This is a genomic window from Pantoea sp. X-Soil-ISGK-421, assembly GCF_059730785.1.
The window spans coordinates 129,289-151,424 of record NZ_AP035981.1 but is presented as its reverse complement, the minus strand read 5'-3'; the positions used below and the strand labels follow the sequence as shown (position 1 = coordinate 151,424).

General features: G+C 60.2%; 27 protein-coding genes and 1 pseudogene. 27 read left to right on the top strand and 1 reads right to left on the bottom strand.

The features are described from left to right. Window positions 1-67: 67 nt before the first annotated feature. The 12 genes and pseudogenes from AC6I8K_RS23360 to AC6I8K_RS23305 all read left to right on the top strand — a co-directional run bounded on the left by AC6I8K_RS23360 (window position 68) and on the right by AC6I8K_RS23305 (window position 7,535). Window positions 68-1,750, top strand: a complete 1,683-nt coding sequence (locus tag AC6I8K_RS23360; protein WP_497827780.1) for a DUF4942 domain-containing protein — start codon at window positions 68-70, stop codon at window positions 1,748-1,750. 93 nt (window positions 1,751-1,843) lie between these two features. Then, window positions 1,844-2,290 carry a conjugation system SOS inhibitor PsiB family protein gene (locus AC6I8K_RS23355; protein ID WP_497827779.1) on the top strand — a complete coding sequence of 149 codons (447 nt, stop codon included), beginning with the start codon at window positions 1,844-1,846 and terminating at the stop codon, window positions 2,288-2,290. Next, window positions 2,287-3,039, top strand: coding sequence for a plasmid SOS inhibition protein A (locus AC6I8K_RS23350; RefSeq protein WP_497827778.1), 753 nt, complete (start codon window positions 2,287-2,289; stop codon window positions 3,037-3,039). Before AC6I8K_RS23355 ends, AC6I8K_RS23350 begins: the two co-directional genes overlap by 4 nt. 53 nt (window positions 3,040-3,092) lie before the next feature. Continuing rightward, window positions 3,093-3,437, top strand: a complete 345-nt coding sequence (locus AC6I8K_RS23345; protein WP_200577957.1) for a toxin — start codon at window positions 3,093-3,095, stop codon at window positions 3,435-3,437. Continuing rightward, on the top strand, window positions 3,430-3,744 hold the full coding sequence (locus tag AC6I8K_RS23340) for a helix-turn-helix domain-containing protein (RefSeq protein ID WP_045834423.1): 315 nt from the start codon (window positions 3,430-3,432) through the stop codon (window positions 3,742-3,744). Before AC6I8K_RS23345 ends, AC6I8K_RS23340 begins: the two co-directional genes overlap by 8 nt. 39 nt (window positions 3,745-3,783) lie before the next feature. Beyond that, window positions 3,784-4,101: a HigA family addiction module antitoxin gene (locus AC6I8K_RS23335; protein ID WP_479414275.1), complete on the top strand. Its 318-nt coding sequence runs from the start codon at window positions 3,784-3,786 to the stop codon at window positions 4,099-4,101. 775 nt (window positions 4,102-4,876) lie between these two features. Beyond that, window positions 4,877-5,128: pseudogene (locus AC6I8K_RS23330) on the top strand (DUF905 family protein); the annotation flags it as partial. A 373-nt stretch (window positions 5,129-5,501) separates the two neighbouring features. Next, window positions 5,502-5,651: a succinate dehydrogenase flavoprotein subunit gene (locus AC6I8K_RS23325; protein WP_479490554.1), complete on the top strand. Its 150-nt coding sequence runs from the start codon at window positions 5,502-5,504 to the stop codon at window positions 5,649-5,651. Next, complete coding sequence (locus tag AC6I8K_RS23320) at window positions 5,648-6,220, top strand: hypothetical protein (protein ID WP_497827777.1); 573 nt, start codon at window positions 5,648-5,650, stop codon at window positions 6,218-6,220. The genes AC6I8K_RS23325 and AC6I8K_RS23320 overlap by 4 nt, the downstream gene beginning before the upstream one ends. Before the next feature lie 88 nt (window positions 6,221-6,308). Continuing rightward, the gene (locus tag AC6I8K_RS23315) at window positions 6,309-6,665 is read left to right on the top strand and encodes a hypothetical protein (RefSeq protein ID WP_497827776.1); all 357 of its coding nucleotides are present in this window, start codon (window positions 6,309-6,311) and stop codon (window positions 6,663-6,665) included. After that, entirely contained in the window at window positions 6,662-7,078 is a 417-nt protein-coding gene (locus tag AC6I8K_RS23310) for a hypothetical protein (protein WP_497827775.1), read from the top strand. Before AC6I8K_RS23315 ends, AC6I8K_RS23310 begins: the two co-directional genes overlap by 4 nt. Window positions 7,079-7,187: 109 nt before the next feature. Next, the gene (locus AC6I8K_RS23305) at window positions 7,188-7,535 is read left to right on the top strand and encodes a DUF5983 family protein (RefSeq protein WP_497827774.1); all 348 of its coding nucleotides are present in this window, start codon (window positions 7,188-7,190) and stop codon (window positions 7,533-7,535) included. 42 nt (window positions 7,536-7,577) lie between these two features. Here the strand turns inward: AC6I8K_RS23305 and AC6I8K_RS23300 are convergent, their stop codons facing one another. Further along, window positions 7,578-7,901, bottom strand: coding sequence for a hypothetical protein (locus tag AC6I8K_RS23300; RefSeq protein ID WP_497827773.1), 324 nt, complete (start codon window positions 7,899-7,901; stop codon window positions 7,578-7,580). Between the two features lie 243 nt (window positions 7,902-8,144). On the opposite strand from AC6I8K_RS23300, the gene mobA reads away from it, so the two are divergent. The 15 genes from mobA (at window position 8,145) to AC6I8K_RS23225 (ending at window position 22,119) form a co-directional block, all read left to right on the top strand. Beyond that, window positions 8,145-8,489, top strand: coding sequence for a plasmid mobilization protein MobA (gene mobA, locus AC6I8K_RS23295; RefSeq protein WP_497827772.1), 345 nt, complete (start codon window positions 8,145-8,147; stop codon window positions 8,487-8,489). Next, window positions 8,486-10,447: a TraI/MobA(P) family conjugative relaxase gene (gene traI, locus AC6I8K_RS23290; RefSeq protein WP_497827771.1), complete on the top strand. Its 1,962-nt coding sequence runs from the start codon at window positions 8,486-8,488 to the stop codon at window positions 10,445-10,447. The genes mobA and traI overlap by 4 nt, the downstream gene beginning before the upstream one ends. A 110-nt stretch (window positions 10,448-10,557) precedes the next feature. Next, window positions 10,558-10,836, top strand: a complete 279-nt coding sequence (locus AC6I8K_RS23285) for a helix-turn-helix transcriptional regulator (RefSeq protein ID WP_497827770.1) — start codon at window positions 10,558-10,560, stop codon at window positions 10,834-10,836. Window positions 10,837-11,023: 187 nt separating this feature from the next. After that, window positions 11,024-11,239 (top strand): TraY domain-containing protein, encoded by a 216-nt coding sequence (locus AC6I8K_RS23280; protein WP_222213668.1) that lies wholly within the window; start codon window positions 11,024-11,026, stop codon window positions 11,237-11,239. Window positions 11,240-11,813: 574 nt separating this feature from the next. Then, the gene (locus AC6I8K_RS23275; protein ID WP_497827769.1) at window positions 11,814-12,236 is read left to right on the top strand and encodes an HNH endonuclease; all 423 of its coding nucleotides are present in this window, start codon (window positions 11,814-11,816) and stop codon (window positions 12,234-12,236) included. 118 nt (window positions 12,237-12,354) lie between these two features. Further along, the gene (locus tag AC6I8K_RS23270) at window positions 12,355-12,960 is read left to right on the top strand and encodes a hypothetical protein (RefSeq protein WP_497827768.1); all 606 of its coding nucleotides are present in this window, start codon (window positions 12,355-12,357) and stop codon (window positions 12,958-12,960) included. A 327-nt stretch (window positions 12,961-13,287) separates the two neighbouring features. Continuing rightward, on the top strand, window positions 13,288-14,334 hold the full coding sequence (locus AC6I8K_RS23265) for a TcpQ domain-containing protein (RefSeq protein ID WP_497827767.1): 1,047 nt from the start codon (window positions 13,288-13,290) through the stop codon (window positions 14,332-14,334). Then, window positions 14,334-14,771 carry a type IV pilus biogenesis protein PilM gene (pilM, locus tag AC6I8K_RS23260; RefSeq protein WP_497827766.1) on the top strand — a complete coding sequence of 146 codons (438 nt, stop codon included), beginning with the start codon at window positions 14,334-14,336 and terminating at the stop codon, window positions 14,769-14,771. The genes AC6I8K_RS23265 and pilM overlap by 1 nt, the downstream gene beginning before the upstream one ends. 26 nt (window positions 14,772-14,797) lie before the next feature. Continuing rightward, a complete protein-coding gene (gene pilN / locus AC6I8K_RS23255; RefSeq protein ID WP_497827765.1) occupies window positions 14,798-16,432 on the top strand; it encodes a PilN family type IVB pilus formation outer membrane protein in 1,635 nt (544 codons plus the stop codon). A 9-nt stretch (window positions 16,433-16,441) separates the two neighbouring features. Continuing rightward, window positions 16,442-17,749: a type 4b pilus protein PilO2 gene (gene pilO2 / locus AC6I8K_RS23250; RefSeq protein WP_497827764.1), complete on the top strand. Its 1,308-nt coding sequence runs from the start codon at window positions 16,442-16,444 to the stop codon at window positions 17,747-17,749. Next, the gene (gene pilP / locus AC6I8K_RS23245; RefSeq protein WP_479490538.1) at window positions 17,736-18,302 is read left to right on the top strand and encodes a type IV pilus biogenesis protein PilP; all 567 of its coding nucleotides are present in this window, start codon (window positions 17,736-17,738) and stop codon (window positions 18,300-18,302) included. Before pilO2 ends, pilP begins: the two co-directional genes overlap by 14 nt. A gap of 5 nt (window positions 18,303-18,307) precedes the next feature. Next, window positions 18,308-19,834, top strand: coding sequence for a GspE/PulE family protein (locus AC6I8K_RS23240; RefSeq protein WP_436333143.1), 1,527 nt, complete (start codon window positions 18,308-18,310; stop codon window positions 19,832-19,834). Next, window positions 19,827-20,942, top strand: a complete 1,116-nt coding sequence (locus AC6I8K_RS23235; RefSeq protein ID WP_436333142.1) for a type II secretion system F family protein — start codon at window positions 19,827-19,829, stop codon at window positions 20,940-20,942. Before AC6I8K_RS23240 ends, AC6I8K_RS23235 begins: the two co-directional genes overlap by 8 nt. A 24-nt stretch (window positions 20,943-20,966) precedes the next feature. Beyond that, window positions 20,967-21,554 carry a type 4 pilus major pilin gene (locus AC6I8K_RS23230; protein WP_436333141.1) on the top strand — a complete coding sequence of 196 codons (588 nt, stop codon included), beginning with the start codon at window positions 20,967-20,969 and terminating at the stop codon, window positions 21,552-21,554. 100 nt (window positions 21,555-21,654) lie between these two features. After that, on the top strand, window positions 21,655-22,119 hold the full coding sequence (locus tag AC6I8K_RS23225) for a lytic transglycosylase domain-containing protein (protein ID WP_483818635.1): 465 nt from the start codon (window positions 21,655-21,657) through the stop codon (window positions 22,117-22,119). Window positions 22,120-22,136: the final 17 nt, after the last annotated feature.

Here is a 22,136-nt window from a genome sequence, read left to right as displayed (position 1 = left end):
AGAGAAGGTCTTTTTCGGGTCCGCAGCGCGTGCTGCACCCACTCAGCCGGATTTAAGGAGCTATGCCATGCAAAACACACTCGTAAGCGTCACCCCTGATGCGACCACCGACCGCGCCCCGATCAACGCCGCCGGGGAAGTGATTTCAGATACTTTTTTTGCGCCCGTTAAAACTGACGTAATTGATAGCCTGCTGGGCCGCTATGGCCTCATGTATACGAAGCTGAAGCATATAGCCGCCACTATCCGCGAAGGTGAGAACGATCAGGCTGTTGAGTACTTCCTGAATGGCAACGTTCACAGTGCCCGAGGTTTTCACATGCCGCCAGTTCGCGTGGTATTCGACATGCCCGGCGCGGTAGCGGCCCTTAATGCCGATTTCTGGCAGCAGGCGCTGAACCTGACGGACGTTTACGAGTACATGCCCAACGACCGCCGCAACGAGTGGAACGAGCAGATCCGTGAGAAGAAAGCGCCGGACTTTGAGGAAAGCGCGGTGCGTGCCACGCTCTCTGAGCTGCTTTTCTCACGTCAGAAGTTTTTCTCCGAGCGCGTTGACGGGATTTTCCGCAGCCTGTCACGCAGCCACGTGACCAACCGCCCGGAAGGCTTCAGCAAGCGCATGATTATTGAATGCATGTTCGATCAGTGGGGCATGTGCAATTACGACCGCACCGGCTACGTGGACGACCTGCGCAAGGTGATCGCGAAGTTTATGGGGCGCGACGCGACCGGCCTGAACACGACCAATAAAATTCTGAACATCGCGCGCGCCCGTTCGGGGGAGTGGGTTGCCATCGACGGCGGAGCCCTGCGCGTGAAAGCCTTTATGAAAGGCACCATTCATCTGGAAATTCATGCGGACATGGCCTGGCGTCTGAATGAGATTCTGGCCTTCCTGCATCCGGCGGCCATCCCGGCGGAGCACCGCCTGAAACCGCGCACGAAGCAGAAAAGCTATGAGCTGCATACCAATCTGCTGCCGTTTTCCGTCCTGAGCGTGCTCAGCGACCTGGAGACAGAGCGCACCGAGCCAGTGCAGCGCAACCGCTGGGAAGAGCCGCGCCCACCGGTTACAACGAATCCATTTAACCGCCGCGTTAAGGGCTATTCGGACGAAAACAAGGCAGCACGCGCGGAAGCGGAAAAAGTGCTGATAAGCCTGGGCAGCGTAAAAAAGAATATCAACGCCTTAACCTGGTTTGAATTCGATTACGACCCGACCACGGTGCTCGAAGATATTCAGCTTTCCGGCGCATTGCCGGAGCAGAAAACGCACCAGTTTTACCCGACCACGGGCGAACTCGCCGCGCAGCTGCTTGACGAGGCGGACATCCGCGAGGGTGAAACCTGCCTGGAGCCGAGCGCGGGCATGGGCGGACTGGCCGACCTGATGCCGCAGGCGCATACAACCTGCGTGGAAATTTCGCCGCTGCGCTGCCGTGTACTGGAGGCCAAAGGCCACAACGTGATCGAAGCCGATTTTCTGGCGTGGGCATCGGTGACCGATCAGCGGTTTGATGTTGTCGTGATGAATCCGCCTTACAGCGAGGGGCGCGCCGTGGCGCACCTGAATGCGGCGGCGGAACTGGTGAAGAACGGCGGACGCCTGGCGGCCATCCTGCCCGCAGGCAGCGACCGCAAAAACCTGCTGCCGGGCTGGGACTGCAGCTGGTCCGCGCCGATGGAGGGTATGTTTGCGGGAACCAGGGTTTGTGTGGTGCGCCTCATGGCGTACAAGCCGGAATAAACCCGGCCCGGCTGGCAGGGGCGACCCTGCCGGACACCGCACCGGCCCGATAAACGGGCCGGGAAACTGACCCCCGAGACAGAGCAGAACATCATGACCCAGGAAGAAAAATTCACGCTTAACACCCTGCAGGCCTTCACCGGCTGCGATTTTGAAGCCTACCGCAACCGGGGCGAAGCGTTTCGCCAGCGCCTGAGCGGTGCCGTCCTGAACGTGCTGCAGCTGCCGGACAGCTGGCGCACAGACTGCGAGATGCGCGGCGAGTGGGGCGGAGCCTATCCCGTACACCTGCGGCTGACCCGCGCCGATGCCTCCGGGCTTGCCATCGAGCTGCTCAGCCCGTCGGCCGATTCCCCGCTGTGGTGCGCGGTGCTGACGGATGCGCGCACCATGTCGCGCGTCCCGCTGAGCGTTGGCTATCGCTTTGAACCTGCAACGCTTCGCACCACGCTTGAAAAAATCGCAGAGTACACGCGGGCGGGCTTCACAGGTGCCGGTGAGCTGGTCGCCGCGCTTCGGATGGGAGGGCACGCAGCATGATCCCGAAATCATTCTCTCTGGTCACCCTGCTGCCGGAACGTCAGGCCGCCCTGCAGGCCATCGCGGCGGTTGAGCACGCGCAGCAGCGGGGGACGCGGCTGGCCCGCCATCCCTACGCCGCCGCGTTTATGAAGCAGCTGAGCGGCAGGAGTCGCGTCAGCGTCCAGGCACTGAACCGCATCCGGGGCATTTACCTGCGCCCGCGCGAAAAGCGCGCGCCGCTGCCCGAGTGGGAAGGGGCGCTGGATACTTTCCTCAGCACAGCGGGTGAGGTGTGCCCGCTGCCGCTTCCAGGCGAGCTGGCCACCACGCTGTTTCCGGAGGCCGTTTTCCGCCGGGCAGAACGTGCAAAACACGCTGCAGATAAAACAATTAACCACGCTACGCGGCGGGAACGGCAGGCGGCGGACTACCATGAGCGACAGCTGGAGAACCGCATCCGCCAGGCTGAAACTGAGCTGGCTTTCCGCACGCCGGAGACGCTGCGCGGCTGGTTCGCCGCCTGGTGTGACAGCGTGCCGGAAAACGATATGAAGAACATGATCGCCGCGTGGGCGCGGCGCTTTCCGTCGCTGGACGGCCTGGAAACCCTGCAGCCGTATGCCGGAGACGTTGCCTGTGAAGTGGCGGGAGAAATTCACCTGCGATCGCTGCACATGGACAGCGCGCAGAAGGGCATGAACCGCTGGCTGGTGCCAAACAAGCTGACGGCGCAGTCTTATCAGGAACAGGTGACTGATAAATATTGAACTATCCCCAATATGGGGATATAGTATCCTCTAGTTGGGGACAGGGACTAACCATGCACGCGTTATTTATTGAGCTTTCTACCTTTGAGAAATACCGGGCCGACTATCTGAATGATGACCAGTTCAGGCTGTTTCAGAGCATGCTGCTGGCCGACCCGGAAAAAGGTGATCTGATCCCGGACACGGGCGGGCTGCGTAAGGTCCGGTTCCGGGACGAGCGACGAAACAAGGGCACCCGTGGCGGGATCAGGGTTATCTATTACTGGACCAACGAAAAAGGCCAGTTCATCCTGTTTACCATCTACGATAAAGATCAGCGTGACGATCTGACCAAACAGCAGCGCGATGCCTTGGCGTCGGCGCTGAACGTAATTAAAAAGGGGCTGAGACATGACTGAACGCGACATTTTCAGTGAGCTGATGACCGGCATGCAGGAGCTGAAAGATCACCAGGACGGAAAAATCACGCTCAAGACTTACAAGGTCAGCAAGCGCGAGCCCGTCACCATCGCGCCGCAGGAGCTGCGCGACGTGCGCGAAAAGCTTAACCTGTCACAGGCCGTTTTCGCGCACTACCTGCACACGGGCGAGACCACCTATCAGAACTGGGAACAGGGCAGGGCTAAGCCTAACGCTCAGGCCGTACTGCTGATCCGCATGGTGCAGCAGAACCCGGAAACACTGCAGACGCTGGCGCAGCTTTAAAGAGCATACCGCTGCACTTTTACCGCGAGGACAGGACTGATGATAATGTTTTCTCCCCCGCATCCGGGCGGCCTGATCACCGAATACATCGAAGATAATCATACAGGGCTGCGCGCGTTGGCGAAGGCGCTGGGTGTATCCGCTTCCGCGCTGGGTAAAGTCGCCAGTGGAAAAGCACCGGTCAGTGCGGAAATGGCGGTGCGACTGGAGGCGGGGCTGGGTATTGCGGCGCGCCTCTGGTTATCCATGCAGGCCGCCTGCGACCTGCACAAAGCGCGTGCCACCACAGACGTTTCCGGCGTGCACCTGCATCCGGGCGTGCTGGCCGCTTCCGCACAGGATCGGCCCGGCAAGTAACCCTGCGAAAGATGACCCTACACCGCGCCGCCTGGCGCGGTTTTGCTTTGTGCTTTCTGCCAGCCCGGAACGGCAACACCGCCGCCCTGCGGGCCGGGAAAACCAGTGCTGGCGCACCGGTCCTCTCCGCCCGGATGCGTATGGCCATAATCTATCGACCCGGTTCAGCTTCTGTTTTTCTGCAGTCAGTTCTGACTTCCCGCCGCATAAAAATATGCTTAAACAGCAACAGCAACAGCAACAGCAACAGCAACAGCAACAGCTACAACATGGCCCCCTTCGGCTCCCCGGCAAGCCGGGTCGTCGAGCCCTACTGCGCTAACCGGCAAAGCCGGTAAGCTCCGCCGGAACGCGAAAGGCCGCGCTCCGTGCCTGACGGCTAGGGTCTGATGACTGAGGTCAACGGCTGCTGCCGGCTTCGCCGTCGCTTTCACCGTCCCGGCAAAACCCCGCCGGGCCTTTAAGGTCAGCCCGCGGGGCGGTCTGAACGGTCCCTTCTGACGCTTCCCTGCATTCCGGCCAGCCCTTGCGCGGAGGGCTGGTCGTAGCACCGCCGGTTCAGGCAGAAAGGGGTGAAGTGCACGCCACCAAAAACTTTTCGCCAGGGGCCGCAAAAACTTTTTGTCGTCGCCCCTTTATGCCTTCACTTCGTCGTTGCTCCTTTGCCCTTTGCCGCGAAAGGCCAGACCGGAAAGAAGAAACCCGCGTCAGAGAAGGGCTTTTCAGGCACCGCGCGGCGGTCAGCCGGATCATTTATTTCAGACAGGAGCACATCATGACTTCAACCCAGACGGGCACCACCACCGAAATGCGCTGCGTAGCGGCGCTGGGCGACGGCGCATTTTCGCGCGAGCAGGCCACTCACGTCACGGCCGCTTTCAGCAACGTTTTCATTGAAGACGATCAGGGCAGCCACTTTCGCCTGGTCGTGCGTGAGCCGTCAGGCGCGCTTATCTGGCGCTCGTTTGGTTTTGAACATGATGCGGGCTACTGGCTGCGCAGGTACATCAACAGCCGGGGCGTGCGTCAGTCCCTGAAGGAACAGCTGACTGCGCTGACCGACCTGAATGACGTCCCGATGACGCTCACCCAACGCCGAGAGTTTATGGCCCATATCCTGAACAACCTGGCAGAGGCCGTAGTGCAGCGGGTGCCGGAAAATCAGGTGATGCTTCCGGTTGACGAGTCAGAAGTCTGGAAAGAGGCAGGGCGCATCGCGCTGGCGCACTTCGGACTTCAGGGGGAAAAAGCATTCCTGAAGGCGAGCCAGTGGCTGACCGTAGAGCTGGAGCAGGGCAGTAACGTACAGGCGTAAAAAAAGCAGGTTTTCCCCTGCTTAATTCACGGCAGCCAGTTCCACCTGTCTGCCTCATCAAAGACCAGACACTTTGGAGAGTAATATGATTTTTGACCCGCAAATCGTCGCACACGCACTGAGCTTTGTAAATGCCCTGCGCAATGGCCAGCTGGCGCACGTGCCCGCCATGCCCTTTGCCCTCTGGCAGCAGTTTATGACCACCGTAAACAACCTGATGGAGGCGCAGCCATGAGCATCGCAACGCCCCTGAATTTAGCCTTCGCGCTGGCACCCTTGACGCAGAATGACATCATCCGCGTGCTGGGCGAATACACCTTTATCCGCCTGGATAACGGCGACGAAGCGTTTTATCACCATGGAAACTGGATCACCGGCGCGGACGCGAGCTGCGGTGAGCCTTCCGTATTAGGGCTGGCGCAGAGCATGGCGCGCGCGGGCTGCAAGTCACTCCGCTGCGTCGAACTGCCGGTGCCGGATGATGCGGAGTGGAGCTGGGAGGACGTAGTCCAGAGGCTCGTGAACGCATCAGTTACGCGTCAAGTGCGCGGCGAACTGATCGTGACGGCCAGTGAAAACACGTGCCACGGGCGCGGCGTGCACGTTTGTTCCGACCCGCTTCTGAGCGGCATTAACAGCAATCTCTGGTTTCCGCTGAACCCAGCGGAGGACTGGCACGCAGGCGTCGAACGCGTGCTGACCATGAACGGCGTGGCTGAAAACGTGGTGCGGCTGGAGCCGCTGCGGGACGGCCCGGAATACACAGATTTTAAGGTGATTTACAACCGGAAAATCTGTGCCTGATGCGCAGAAGGGCCGGAGAAATTCCGGACTCATGACGTTATTTTTTCCGTCCCGCCCTGAGCGCCACAGCTTTACAGAGGTCTTCACAATGAAATCCGAATCCATCAAATCACTGACCGCTTCACCTTCTGAAAAAACGTTCACCATCCTTGATTTACAGGCGCTGTCACAGCGGGCAGAAGCTTCGGCTGAGGCGAACGATAATGCCCGCCGCATCAGCCTGGCGGCATCCGCACTGTTACATTTCGCAGAGCAGACGTGGATTGGTGAAAGTACCGAGCCGGCAGAGACTGCAGTCACCTACCTTCTGACAGACCTTATGCTGTTATGTACACATTTCTGGCCAGATGACGGTGAAGTCTCTTTTGACAGCTTAATGAAAAGAGCCAAGGCGTACTTCGAGGCAGAATCCAATGAACGTTCAGAGTGGGAATGCTCAAAATGAAAATGACCATCACTGATATAACGGAAGGCATGAACAGTTCTCACGAAGGCTATGTCGACTTAGTTGCTGATTCTGTTTCCTTCAGCCTCGGCCGCCCTCTCACAAATGAGGAATATACCCAAATCTATAGCATCACTGAACGCGCCATTTCTGATGCGGTTCAGCAGCTGGAAAGCAGCGGAACTGTGGATGATAAACCGCTCACACAGGATCAGTTCAATGACCTTGCTGACTACATTTATCGCTGGGGCGTGTTCACCGGGCCGGGGGGCATTCAGGGGCATGAGTTTCAGGCACTGACCGTCATTGATGAGCCCACCGACGAACCGGAAGGGCGTAAAATTTACGTCGGTGTCCGTTACCCGTTAGCGGTGTATGACTTTGACACCGGCTTTACGACCCTGCGCTCCTGAAAAGAAAAATAACCCTCCGTGAGCGGGCGAAAAATCGAGCCTGCTCACGGAACCAAGCGAAATTAAAATCACACAATGTCGGGGGACGTCATTCAGACGGTGTACAAAAATGACTTTATTAAATGATATTCAAAGCCAGCCAAATGAACCGGAAATCTGTCGCTGCGCGGTTGTCAGTAATGCGCACATGACGCAGAGTGATTCTGAGATTCTGGATTCACTGTCGCTCAGGCTGAGCGGTGAAGAGGGAGCCTGTCACTGGATACATCCCACGCGATACGGATTTCTGATCCGCCTGTCAGCAAGCTCGGACGCGATTGAGGAACTCAGAAGGGCAGGGCTGTCTGATGACTTCTGTCACGTTGTCACCTTTCTGTCTGAAAAGTGCCAAGCTTCGATGATTCACTTCGACGCTGATGCTGACCTTCTTGAAGGATTCAGCGTACACAACTGGTAAAAAATAATTCCGGCAGGCATTCATTAAACCTGCCGGATTTCTTCATGATACAGGCTGATTGTCCTGCGGGGTGGTTTTCTGCTGTACTGACTCCACCTTACGCGGAGTCCGTTTTTTCTTTCCACTTCCCTCGTTCACCACAGCGGAAATTGCCTTTTCACTAAAACGAAACTCCATGGCATCCAGCGCAGACTTGATATCCGCTATCGTGTAACCCTTCTCTTTCGCCAGCACCAGAATGGTGTCTTTAAGATTTTCCAGCGCCGCCTCTCTGGTAATGCGCTGCGGCGTCAAATCCGGGAGATTTTCCAGCTTCTTACGCGCCTCATCAAGCTGCTCCTGAGTGAAAACATTACGTACCGCCATCTCATTCCTTCCTTCACAATGGTAAAGACAAGATTTTGCTGGATTTCTTCCACCATTTCCACCCCCATCACCTCACATGACGCTGGTTTACTTCTGAGCAGCTAAGTGGCAAAATACGAACAGTTGATTAAAAGCCGGGACAGGAAATGTTTTGTGACCACCGCCAGCACGCTGGCAGTGATTCCCAAAACGACCTGCTCAGGGCTCCGCCCCGAGACCCGGGTAATGTGCCAAGGTTGAGTTATGTCGAAAAGCGAAAAGCGTCAGAGGGAAAAACTGGTCAAGTGCCGCTGTACAGAGGCGGAGTACGAAGCCATCAATAAGAAAGCCGTCGCCGCCGGGCTGACGACTTCTGAGTACCTGCGCCGTACGGCACTTAACCGCCGTATTACCGTGCGTACCGACATTCGCATGATGAACGAGCTGCTGCGTCTGGGCGGCTTGCAGAAACACCTGTACACCCAGATGCAGACGAGCATGACCACAGAGCTGAGCCACCAGTTTTCCGAGGTACTGACCATCATCAAACACGCCATAAACGCGCTGGATATGACGCCAGTGCCGGTCGAGGACATGAAAGACCGATGAACGTGATAATCCCGCCTAAACGTCGCGACAGGAAGACCAGCTTTAAGAAGCTGGTTACCTACGTGAGCACGCGCGAGGAAAAGAAACCGGATGAAGCCGTGACTCACGAAGCGGCCCATACCACGGGAGCTGAATACGTCGCGACGTCGGGATTTGGTCAGCTAATTGATTACGTCGGACGTAAGCGTGCAACACCGGTTACCGAAATCGTCAGCATTTCACCCGAGGGCATTCAGCGCGTGCTCTCCGGTGAAGTGCTGTGTGAAACCAACTGCTTTTCACTGGATACCGCCGCGTCAGAAATGAACCTGACGGCCTCGCAGAACCGCCACTGCAAAGACGCGGTGTATCACTTTATTCTGTCCTGGCAAGGCGACGAAGACCCGTCACCCGATGCGGTATTCCGCTCCGTGCGTTACAGCCTCAAACAGCTGGGTATGGAAGAACATCAGTACGTGGCCGCCATCCACCGCGACACGGATAATATCCACTGTCACGTGTCGGCTAATCGCGTACACCCGACCACGTTCCGCGCGCAGAACATGTGGAACGACGCCGATGAACTGCAGAAGTGCTGCCGTGTGCTTGAGCGCGAGTTCGGCTTTAATGTCGATAACGGCAGCTGGCATATGGATACGTATGGTGACCTTCACCGTACCCGTCGTGATATGCCCTCTGCTCCACGCGGCGCGGCTAAGCGTGAAATCTTTTCTGATAAAGAAAGCCTGCATGGCTATGCCGTTCGCGAAACCCGTCAGATGCTGAATGACTTTGCAGAACAGGATTGTCTGGACTGGCCGCTGGTCCATAGCGTGCTTCACACGCGCGGACTCGGTCTTCGCGAGCAGCAGGGTGGGCTCGCGGTCTACGATCTTCTTAACCCGGAAGGCGTCAGCGTGAAAGCGTCTGACGTACATCCTGCTATCAGCCATGCGTCCATGGTTAAGCGCTGGGGTAATTATCAATCAGCACCTCCTGCATCCGATCCTGACAATCATGAAGCAGGGATACTGGTCGTTGATAAATTCTATATGCCGCAGCTCCACGTTCGCGATCAGGAGGCACGTCGTGAACGTCGCGAAGCCCGTGCCATAGCGCGTGACATTCTGCGCGCGCGTTATGATGCCTACCGCAGCGGCTGGGAGAAGCCAGACCTTCGCACGGGTGAACGTTTTCGCCAGATTGCCTCGCACTGCGTGGTTGCTAAAGCTCACGTTCGCGACACAGTTAGAGATCCATTGATGCGAAAACTGATGTATCGCGTTGCCGAGTTTGAAAAGATGAAGGCAATGGCCGAACTGCGCCTGCAGCTGCGCAAGGAGCGTCAGGTACTGAGCGACACCGGTGCGAGCCGACCGCTGAGCTGGAAGTCATGGGTTGAGCGAGAAGCGCTGAAAGGGGATGCTGCAGCACTCAGCCAGATGCGTGGCTGGGCATACCGTGAGAAACGCGCTACCCGCCAGCAGAGAAATGCGTGGCCGGAACCTAACGCCGTTATTCACTTTGGCCCGGGTGATGATGTGCCAACGTTTAAATCGAGCGAACATGAGACGCGACTGCTGCATGACGGAACGGTCAGCTATCTGCGCGACGGTAAACCGGCTGTCACCGACTTTGGTGACAGAGTAGAAGTGTACCCCGCACCTGACAACAAGACTGACCGTTCTAACAATGACCTTGCTGCAGAGATTACTGCGTGGCACAGCGGCGATAATACGACGCTGACAGGAGAGGAGAAAGCCGTTAACCGCGTACTGTATTCTGGCGTAGTCCGGAACATTACTAAGCGTGACGGGCTCGTGTTTGAAGTCAGCGATCCGAAACTGATGGCCAGCGTACACGCTACTGAAGAAAGCATGCGGAATCAGAATGTACAGCCAGAACTGAATCAGGCAGAACCTCAGATCAGGGACGAGCAAGATTTACGTCCTGTTAACAGAGATTTACCACGACCATGAGGAGTTTAAAAAGAGAGACATAAGCCAAACGGAAGTATTTAGTCGCTGATTGCACAGGGTTAGGAGCCTGTACAACCAGCTAACCTTAACAACCTGTGTAGGAGGCTGCTATGGCTGCCGAGGATCTTAGTCATTTTTCTCATCTAAACAAGTTCTTTCCTGAATTGACCGAAATACAGTCAGCACATGTATGTATGCTCGTGTTTTCATCCTGGTCTGCTGAGGAAATAGCAGGGTATCGTAATGTCACAGTTGATACAGTTAAAGACTCATTAGTTGCTGCTCAAAAACGCCTTAGAGCAAGTAATATGAAATTACTTCGGGGTGTTGTGGTACTTCGGGTGATGATGAGTATTTCTAGCTTTATGTATGGCAATAATTTGCCTTAACGTTATAAGCTTTAAACTATTAAAAGATTTTTTAGTGTCAAAGCAGCTTTTTTAAGCTGCTTTTTATTTATTATCAATAAGATAACTAACTACCCCCTTTTTAGGGGGTGTTTTCTTTTTAGGACCAATCTTATTTAATGCTTACATTGCTAACACGATCCATACACTCGGTTACGGAAGAATACAGATGCCTGCTCACATCAATAAAGATAAAGGAATGCAAGTCCTGCTGCGCCTCTCGCCTGAGATGACCGCTATGCTGAGCCAGGCCGCAGACCGTTCTGGTCGCAGTAATACTAAAGAGGCTCTTGTGCGCCTTGAAGACCATCTTAAATCTTTTACTGACCTCGCCACACCAGGGCGCCGGTTTACCGCTGAAGACAGCGACAAAGCTATTAAATAATTTTCAACCAGCAAGAATAATTGCTGGCCTTCTTTTTGATTGAATTATGCGCGCCTGCGCAGGGCATCGTTTTGCCTAAAAACTCTTCTGCTCTTTAACAATGTGCCCGTTTTTATATTCCCGACCTCAGGGTCCTCTCTTGCCGGCATCCTTTACCGATGCGCGGAAGATGTCCGGAGGCTACGTCATGGCCTGCACTACGTTGGGAGAACAGTAAAGCCACAAAGAAACGACTGTGCGGCTTTACAGGCGGGCACCGCGCAAAGTCGGAATTGTGGAGCGTAACCGTTATACCCCTACGTACAAATTCGATGTATCCAGTTCGACCGGTGCATTTACTGCATCAGGCCCCGGCGCGATCCGCCGGACACAACCTGTATCTGGAGAAGATTAGCCCTGCATTTTCGTGCGGTCGTGAACGGGCATCCCTGACGGTTTCAATTCGCAAAACGCACAGTGACACAGAGCATTCTGTGCCGGCCCACTCTCGCGAGTGGGTCTGCCCGGAAAGTCTTTTAAACATTTCATTTAAACGGATGCCCGGGGACGCGGGCGCATTTCATGGGGTGAAATCATGCATCTTTCAAAATCAAAACGCGAAGCGCTGCGGCGGCAGTTTAACGGCTGCTGCGCCTACTGCGGTGAAGCGCTGCCGGCACAGGGCTGGCACGCTGAAGCTATCAGTAAAGAGTTCGTTGAGGGGGGAATTGTTCCCGTCTGCACCACCTGCCGGACGATCAAAGGAAATTCTACTCCTGATGAATTCCGGGCGCTGCTCGCAGAGCAGGTCGACAGAGCGCTGCGCCACAGCGTGAATTTCCGTACGGCGATGCGCTTCGGCCTTGTGAGCCCGCGGGCTGAACGGGTTGAATTCTGGTATCAGCGCTGTGACGGCATTCGACCACAGAAATCTGATAAAGCTCAGGATGAAACAGGTAGTAGCGCCCTGAGAGACCGGCGTCTGAAGCTAAATGAAGGCGCCGGAAATAATTTATGAAACGCTCTGTGTTCCTGCGCGCATCCCTCCGGCGAGCGCTTCGTATCTGCCGGTCAGCACCGCCCGTTTCGCAGCCGGGCCCTTCTCACAAAAGGGCGGCCTCTGAAGGAATAAAATCATGAACAAGACACTTCTCCGTTGCGCTGGCCTAGCGCTTACGCTCGTCTTTCCGCTTGCTTTGACATCCTGCCTTCCCCATGAAAAAAGCGTTGCGCCGCAGACCTATCCTGCTGGTACATGTCAGAGTTGTGATGCGTTCAGCGTCAGCGTCTGGCATGTCAGTGCCGGTGAGGCCAAATTTACAGACTTCTTTCCGGCCCAGGACTCCTCAACGGAATTGCTTAATTCTGAGGATATAAAGGTCATTGATGCTGCCAGAGCTGAAGCCATCCTGCAGCTGTTGCAGCATGACAGACGCTCAACTTTTATCGGAAAAGCATGGAGCACGTCTGCCGCCGGCAAGAGCCAGTTGTTTAGCGTTCACAATGCTTCAGGCGCATTTTCAGCCGTAATTACGGCTGGCCCTCAGACCCGCAAGCTGTCATCCCGCGTGGTGAAGCTCATCCTCTCAGACAGCATTTCTGACGCAGCGAGTCGGGTTTCTGAAGAAAAATCACGGGTAAGCGCCCGCGTGTTGCTCAGAGACGGCCAGACGGTGTTGTCGGTTCGGTCTGTGCAGGACGGCTGGCTTGTATGGCTTATTGGTGAGACGTTCTCCGCCTGACGTCTGCCCGGCGCGTCCGGGCCATTTCTTTCCCTGCAACGCAAAGCGCACTCGCCCTCACCGGTCAGTGCGTTTTTCGTTGTGGCGGACCTGCGGCCAGCGCACGCGGTCAGACTGACATCGTCTTATTACTCATTAATTCGATGCGACAAGTCTAAGTCATGCCGCTCTGGCGTCTGTCAGTCTGGCCAGAGCACCGGGAGGCACCCGGCGCCGCAACACTCCTTCTGACCGGCAGGTTTCGCCTGCCTTCCCGCACGGTTTTTGCCGGTCCGGCTCCGGCCGCCGCAGAGACGGTGCAGCCCTGAGTTATCCGGAGTTCTCTCTATGTCATTTACCGAACGGGCAGGGCTGATACCGGTCCTGTTTCTGACTGGCTGCGCGCAGCAGGCGGTCATCACCAGGCCGCCCTCGGGCAGCGTGGTGGACGGCATGCTTACGCGAAGCGCGGCCGACATCAGCGCCATGCAGTACCGGCTTCACCAGAGCACGCCTTCGGCGCAGCGCCCGGCTTCACCGTTGGGCACGAAAGCTCCCGCGCCGCTGCTGTCGAAACCTGCTGTCGCGGCGGGCGGGTCCCCTGCCTTCAGAGGCATCACAGCGCCACCGTCCACGGCGGGCGCCGGGCCTTCCGACGGCTTCGTGCGTCAGGGTGGCGCGGCGCCCACACTTCGTGCAGCCCTGCGCAAAATTATCCCGCCCGGACACGCGGTGGTGTTCGACAAAGCCGTTTCCGCCGACGCGCCTGAGCTGTGGCAGTGGACGGGGAACGATCGCTGGCCGTTTGTCGTGGACAAGCTGCTGGCCGGGCGCGGGATGAAGGCGACCGTTACCGCGAAAACCGGCACCGTCACCGTAGAGCGCGCGCAGACGGCACGCAGCGCAGACAAATCAATATCGCCCCCGGCACCTGCCGGCGTACCCGCCAGACCAGCATCGGCCGGAGGGGTGAAAGCTGTGCCACGGCCAACTACCGGACGTAACCCGTTCCACGGCGCTGCCACGGCTAAAGCAGTCAGGACCACAAATGCTCCGGTATCACCGGCAACAACCCGCGTCCCCGTTCTGCCGGTGATACCGCCGCCGGTGGTTCAGGTTCGCCACTGGCGCATCGAGACGGGCAGCACCGTGAAGGACTGGCTCTACACGCAGGCCGCCGCGGAGACCTGCGCCGTGCCGGGCATTAAGAACTGGACCATCGCCTGGCTCACGCCGACCAACTACCGGGTGGATGCGCCGCTGAACTTTGACGGCAGCTTCCGCGAGATGCTTAACCGGCTCTTTACCCTGTACGGCACGGCGAAGGTGCCGCTTTACGCCGGCGTGCGCGCCGCGCAGTGCGTGGTGAGCGTGGACGATAAGGAGGTGCAGTAATGTTTATGTACTGGCTGCTGGCGCTGTTTCTGGGGGCGCTTCTGGCCGGGCTCACGCCTGACCAGCGCGCCGTTCAGCAGGCGGGGCAGCTGCAGGACCAGACGCTGAGCCTGCAGGCCGCGCAGATGGTGCGCTACATGAACCGCATCAACGACTGGCGGTACAGCAACCCCGCGGCGAACAACGTCAGCGTGACGGACGCACAGCTGCCCGGCTGGAAAAGCGTCACCGGCCTGAACAACCTCATTTCCGGCGGCCGGACGTTTGTCTGGCGTACCGGTCAGCCCGGACTGATGTCCGCGCTGCTCACGCAGACGCACCGGTCGGCGCTGACCGGGCGGGTGGCCTCCCGTCGCCTGCTCGACAGCACCGGTGCCGACATGCAGATCACCGTCCCCGCCGCCGTTCCCGACGGCAGCGTGGTGTGGGTCAACTGATTCTCTCTTCCTGACAGGAAACCGTAATGAAAATACCTCACCGGCTGACCGCGGCGGCGATGCTCTGCCTGCTGGCCAGCAGCTGCAGCACGCTGGACCGCGTCGGCGCCACGGAAAAACGCGCAGATGCTGCCGAAGCGCAGGCCGCCGGGCATAAACGCGCGCTCGACAGCGGCCAGGTCGTGCGCGACCTGACCTCGCAGTGGATCAATCCCGTGCCGATTAACGGCGTGGCCGGGCTCCGCCCGGCGCTGCCTCCCTGCACGGTCAAAATTAACCGCCCCGGCACCGTCACGCTGGCGTATGTCAGCGCCTTTATTACCGACCAGTGCCGCATCCCGGTGGTGGTGACACCGGACGCCCAGGCCGCGATGGCGGGCGGCAGCGATGCCGGCGGCCGGACCGAGAAGATGCCGGGCCCGCTGCCGGCGCCCGACGCCAGCGGGATGGTGCCGCTTGCCGCCATGGGGCAGACAACAGGCCGACCGGTTGCCGTGCCGCAGGGCGAGGGCGGCCTGCGGGGCGTCAGCTGGAACGGCTCCCTCAGCGGCCTGCTGGACAACGTCACCACGCGCCTCGGCCTGTCGTGGCGCTACGAGTACGGGCACATCGCCATTTTCTGGCTCGATACCCGCAACTTCGCCATTAACTTCATGGACAGCGACGCGAGCTTCGTGTCGAAAACGGTGAGCGGCACCACGACCTCCACCGGGACCAGCGGTGGCAGCGGCGGCGGCAACACCGGCGACAACAGCACCAGTCAGACCACCACGGCGACCATCAAGTCCAATATCTTTAAGGACGTGGAAAACACGGTGAAGTCGATGCTGACGCCGGGCTCCGGGCGCCTGAACCTCTCCGCCGGCGTGCTGACGGTCACCGACACGCCGCGCGTGCTGGACGCCATCGGGCGCTACATTGACGACCGCAATCGCGAGCTGAACCGCCAGGTAATGATTTCGGTGAAGGTCTTCAGCGTGGAGAACCGGCATCAGAACCAGCTGGGCATCGACTGGAACGCGGTGCTGAACACCGGCAGCGTGGGCCTGTCCCTGACCAGCCCGTTTACGGGCGCGGCTTCCGACGCGCTCAGCGGCGGCGTGGCCATCCTCGACGGCAAAGGGGAGGGCACGCAGACGTTTCTGAAGGCGCTGGACGAGCAGGCGAAGCTCAGCGTAGTGACCTCCGCTTCGGCGCTGACCACTAACCTGTCCGCCGTGCCCGTGCAGAACGCCATCCAGCAGGACTATGTGCCTAACATCAGCACCAGCCAGACGGCGAACGTCGGGACCAGCACCTCCATCACCACGGCGACCATCACCACCGGCTTTAACATGACGGCGCTGCCGCTGCTGTTCCCGAACTCGCCAAAGATGCAGCTGGAGTTCTCCATCAGCATGTCGGATGACCCGACGTTCACGGCCTTCACCTCGGGCGGACAGAACGCCCAGCTGGCGAAGACCACCCCGAAAACTATCGTCCAGCGCGTGATCATGCAGTCCGGCCAGACGCTGGTGCTGAGCGGTTACGAGCAGCTGAGCGATTCGGCCAACCGTCAGGGCACCGGCAGCTACAACTTCTTTGGCCTGGGCGGCGGCGCGCGCGGTGACGACAGCCGCCGCATGTTTATCATCCTCGTGACGCCCGTGGTGCTGGGTTAAGGAGTCCTTATGACGTCAGAACTGACGCCGGCGCCGGCGGTCAGCGTGCTGCCCGCGGGCAAAGCCGCGCTGGTCGCCGGGCTGCACTGGCAGTGGGTGGCCGCGCGCGGCCGACGGCGCATGCGCATTGAGGCCCGCGACCAGCTGGCGAGCCACTGGCTGGCGCTGCCGGCGGGCACGGGCGACGACCCGGCCACCTGGCTGGGCTGCCTCACCGACGAGGCGGACATGCTGCCTAACGGAAAACGGCCCGCGTCGCTGGCGGCGGCGGTGCTCGGCAGCGTGCCCGCGGACTGCTGGGGCGTGTTTCTGCTTCCCGGCGGAAAGTACTGGTTTATGGCGGTCACCGGCGGTCACCCCTCTCCCTACGGCGACGTGGTGGGGGACGCGGCCACGGTGCTGCGCGCGTCAGAGCGGTTCCGCACCACGGCGCCGGCGCCGTCATCGGGCTGGACGGTGTTCGATCCGGACAGCCTGCTGGAGATGCCTGACGCCCGCCGCGACCCGCTGGCAGCGCTGATACCGGCCGCCGTGCCGGCGCGTGCGAAGCTGCACAAAACCGACAGCCGCACGGCCTCCCGCCTGCTGCTGCTGGGTGCGGTGTGCGCCGCCGCGCTCTGGTACGGCAACCACTGGCTGGAGGCCAGGAAAAAGGCCGAACACGACGCCTGGGTGCAGGCGGAGCTCGTCCGCGCAAAAGCCGCCGCGGCGTCAAAGCCGGGCAGCCTCGCCCGGCCGTGGGGCGGCCAGCCTGACTTTTCGGGGATGCTCAGCGCGTGCGTGAAGCAGTGGCGTCAGGCGCCGCTGTCGATCGCCGGCTGGGTATTCCGCCAGGCGATGTGCGAGTCCACCGGGCAGCTCACGCTGCACTACGCCCTGCCGGACGGCGGCACGGTCGGCGACTTTGCCGTCCGGCTGCCGGCGCTCTACGGCCCGGGTACGCCGGTCACGTTCAACATGCCCGGCCCCTCGGACGACGCGTCCTTTAAGGAAGCGGTGCGTTTTGCCCCTGCGCCGGCCGAAACGCTGCTGCCCGGCGACGAGCAGCTGCGCCGCATGACCAGCTACGCGCAGCGCCTGCGGGCCAACCTGCGCTTCAGCGAGCCGGTGGTGCTGACCCAGACCGTGGGGCAGGACCGGATCCCGCTGCCGTGGAAGCGCTACAGCTTCACCTTTATCACCGATATTCCGCCGGACCGGCTGTTTGACGCATCGCGCTTCCCGGGTAACGGGCTGCGGCTGAGCTCCGTGAAGGCCGAACTGCACAGCAGCCGGCTGACCTATACCCTGGAAGGAACACTCTATGCAGAGAAATAAGTGGCGTTACCTGCTGCTGCCCGCGCTGCTCAGCGGCCAGATGGCCGTGGCCGGCCCCGTGACACCGGACGGCCTCAATCCGCAGGCCGGAGCCGGTAACGAAGCCTCACCGTCCGGCCACGCGCCGGCCGCCACGGTTGTCGTCACCGACACCGGCGGGCGGGACAACAGCATGGGACGCCTGGAGGACATTCAGGCCAAAACCCTGCTGTATGAGGCGCAGCTGGCGCAGGCCAAGGCGTTTAACGAGCTGCAGAAAAACGGCTACGACGCGGTGCTGGGCGGCCCGTTCAACCCGCAGCCGGCGGCTCCGGTGAAAGACAATGCCGACGCGAAGCCGGCACAGGAAAGCAAGGCGCCGCCGCTGATTGTGGAAATCTCCGGTGGTCAGCAGCTCTCCGCTACCCTGCGGCTTGACGGCGGCAACGAGGTGCGCGTGCAGGCCGGCAGCCGCATCCCGGGCACCGGGTGGACGGTTACGAAAATCACCTTCAGCGAGGTCACCGTCAGCAGCGCCGGCGGCGGCCTCGTGTCACTGGCCTTTGCGGGGTAAACGTCATGGAATTTACCGAAAGTACCGTGAACTGGCTGCATCTGGACAACAGCAACCCGGAGCAGGGGCGGCTGTACGTGTCCACCGAGCACCGCGCGGATCCGGCCGTTCAGTCCGACATCGCCCGCGCGATGCGACATTATCCGGGTCTGAACGTGGAGCCCGTGCACCTCGGCGAGCTGCGCCGCCATCAGCTGCAGCGCGCCGGGGTGACCGGCACCGCCGGCAGCTGGTCGCCGGAGCAGAATAAAGTCGTGGATTTTATGCGTCGCGCGGGCGAGGCCCACGCGTCGGACATTCATATCCTGATTGGCATGGAAAACCTGACCGCCGTGGTGTTCCGCATCCACGGCGACCTGGCGCTGCAGGCCGAACTGTCCATTGAAGAGGGCATGAGCCTCGCCGCGACCATCGTGATGTCGATGTGTGACGCGGCGCCGCAGCAGTTCAGTGAGACGGACGAACAGGACGGGCGCCTGCGCAACGAGTTCGTGAAGGCGCTGGGCCTGTACGCCGCGCGCTACTCGGCCGTGCCAACCGAGTCCGGGCTGTACGTGGTGCTGCGCGTGATTCTGGATGAGAGCGAGGATATTCCTTCACTCGACGCGCTGGGCTACCTGCCGGAGCAGCAGAAGCTTATCAACCGCATGCTGCGCCGACCGGAGGGGCTGATCATCACCGCCGGCCCGACCGGTTCGGGTAAAAGCACCACGCTGCGCACCTTTTGTAAAATGTACGTTGACCTCACCGGCGGCAAGCGCCGGCTGATAACGGTGGAGGACCCGGTCGAGGGTAAGGTGCCGGGTGCCGTGCAGACCACCATCATTGCCGATCGCAACGACCCCGACTCCGTGACCCGCGCGTGGCAGCGGCGCCTTTCGGCGCTCAAGCGACTTGATTACAACGCCGCGGTGGTAGGCGAAATCCGCGATACCTGGTCGGCCAATGCCAGCATCAGTGAGGCCAAGAGCGGCACGCTCGTCGAGACGACCACGCACGCCAACGACGCGACGGGCATTATCGATCGCCTCACCGATACGCTGGGCATCGCGCCGGGCATGGTGATGGATCCTCAGGTGGTTATCGGGCTGATTGCCCAGCGCCTGGTGCAGATGCTCTGTCCGGCCTGCAAAAAGGGCTGGGCCGACGTCAGGGAAAACCTGTCCGAAGACGATCGCGAGCTGGTCGAAACCTACTGCGATACCGACACCGTTGCGTTTCGTCATTACGACGGCTGCAGCGCGCCGGGCTGCTGGCACGGCATCACGGGACGTAAAGTCATTGCCGAAGTCATCCGCCCTGACGCCCGCTTTATGCAACTCTACCGCGTGCACGGCAAGCTTGCCGCACGCAGCTACTGGGTGCATCACATGAACGGCATCACCCGCGGGGCGCACCTGCAGCGCTACATTGCTGCCGGTGAAGTCGACCCGCTGGACGCGGATAAAATGAGCCCGCTGGACGAGGACGCGCTGAACCTGCTGCCGCCGGAGGCCGTCCAGGCGTTTCTCAGCGGAGGTGGCCATGAGTGACCTGCTTAACCGGCTGCGGGGCCGGCTGAAGGCCTCGCTTGCCACGGGCAGTACCCGCTCTGAGGGGCTGGGCCGCTGGATAGGGCAGAAGACTTTCAGCACCACTGACCGTATGACGCTGTATGAAGACCTGGCGTTTCTGCTGGAGAACAAACAGAAAACCGAAGACGCCATCGCGGGCCTGCAGCGCACGCGACGGCGTAAAAACGATCCGGTGCTGCTGTGCCTGAACGACGTGCACCACGCGCTCACGCGCGGGCGGGGCCTCGACGCGGGACTCGCTGGCTGGGTGCCGGCGCAGGAAACCACCATCCTGCGCGCGGGGCGCGTGGCCAAAGATCTGCGGGGGGCCCTGCTGAGGGCCATTGAGGTCGTGAAGGGCGTGGGGGAGATGAAGTCCACCGCGCTGGTCAACCTGGCCTACCCGGCCATGCTGCTGGGCGGGACGTTTTACATGATGCAGATGGTGAGTGAGCGCTTTCTGCCCCGCCTGGAGCAGCTGAGCCCCGCCGACAGCTGGACCGGCTGGATGTGGTGGCTCGGCGCCATTACGCACTTCTTCGTGGATAACCGCTATCTCCTCGGCGGCGCGCTGGCGGCCTTTACCGTCTGGGTCATCTGGTCGCTGCCGCGCCTCACCGGCCCGGTCCGCGGCAGGGTGCTCGACCACCTGTTTCCGTGGAGCCTGTACCGGGAGGTGCAGGGGGTGTCGTTTCTGCTGAACCTCAGCGCCCTGCTGCGCGCCCAGCTGCGCACGGAGGAGGCGCTGGACATGCTGAGCCGCAACGCCACGCCCTGGATGTATGAGCGCCTGACGGCGACCCGGCGGCAGGTGTCGCGCGGCAAGCACCTCGGTCAGGCGCTGGCGGACAGCGGGTACGCGTTTCCCTCACGCGAGGCCATTGACCGCCTGATGCTCCTGACCGCCAGCCCGGGCGGCGAGGACAACATCGAAAACTTCGCCAGGATGTGGCTGAAAAAGGCCATCGGGCGCATCAAACGTGTCTGCCAGGTGTTCCAGCTGGCCGGCATGCTGGCCACCGCCGGCTATCTCCTGCTCACGTTCCTGGCGACTCAGGACCTGAGCTCCATTATTGGCAACCGCTGATTTCAATACCGAGAGGATTTACCTATGTCACTGCTTTCAAAACGTTCCGGCGTTCACCGCGGGGCCCTGACCCTGCCCGAAGCCATCATCGTCAGCGCCGTGGCGATGCTTATCATTGTCACGGTTTATGCCTCGGGCGGGGGGCTCTTCAAAAGTGCGGACTACAACGAGGAGATGTCCAACGTCAGCGACATCATGACCAATACGCGCAGCATGCTGAAAACCGGCGGCGTGTACGACTTCAGCTCGGCCGCCACCATGACAGGCGCGCTCGTTCAGTTTGGCGGCTCGCCCGGCAGCATGGCCATTATCGGCACCAAGTCATCCGGGAGCGCGACGCTGAACAACCGCTGGGGCGGCACCGTCACGGTTACGCCGGTGAGCACGAACGGCGGGCAGAACACGGCGTTTTCCCTGACGTACACGCAGGTGCCGCAGGAGGCCTGCGCGCAAATGACGCAGAAGCTTTCGGGCGCGAATAACGTGGCGTCGACCAGCATTAACGGCAGCACAACCAGCGGCGTGGTCAGCAGCTCGGTGGCGGGCTCGCAGTGCACGGCGGATAGCGGCTCAACCGGCACCAACACGCTGGTCTTCACCAGCAACACCTGACGGCAGGCCGGGGGGCAACCCCGGCACTGAGGGGCTCAGCGTACGATCGCTGTGTGCTGTCCCCTTCTTTCCGTCCTCTGCCATTTTCACGGTACGCATCATGAAGAAACTTTTTCCCCTGCTGATCGCCGGCGGGCTGCTGCTGTGCGCCTCCCGCTCTGCGATGGCGTTCTGCTATAACGAGGCGGGCGCACGGTATCACGTTGACCCGCAGCTGCTGCGCTCCATCAGCAAGGTGGAAAGTGGCTTCAACCCGGGCGCCATTGGCTATAACCGCAATAAAAAAGGGCAGGTCACCAGCCGTGACTTTGGCCTGATGCAGATTAACTCCACGCACGTGCCGCAGCTGCGCACGATGGGCGTGCTGCAGAACGAGCAGGACCTGCTGAGCAAACCCTGCCTGAACGTCATGGTGGGGGCCTGGATACTGGCGCGCCACCTGCAGGTCTGCGGCGTCACCTGGGAGTGCCTCGGCAGCTACAACGCCGGCTTCGCCGATGACAACACGGCCCGCCGCATGCTCTACGCCCGCAAGGTTTACGCCGACTACATGGCCCGCCGCTGACTCCCCTGACACGGAAA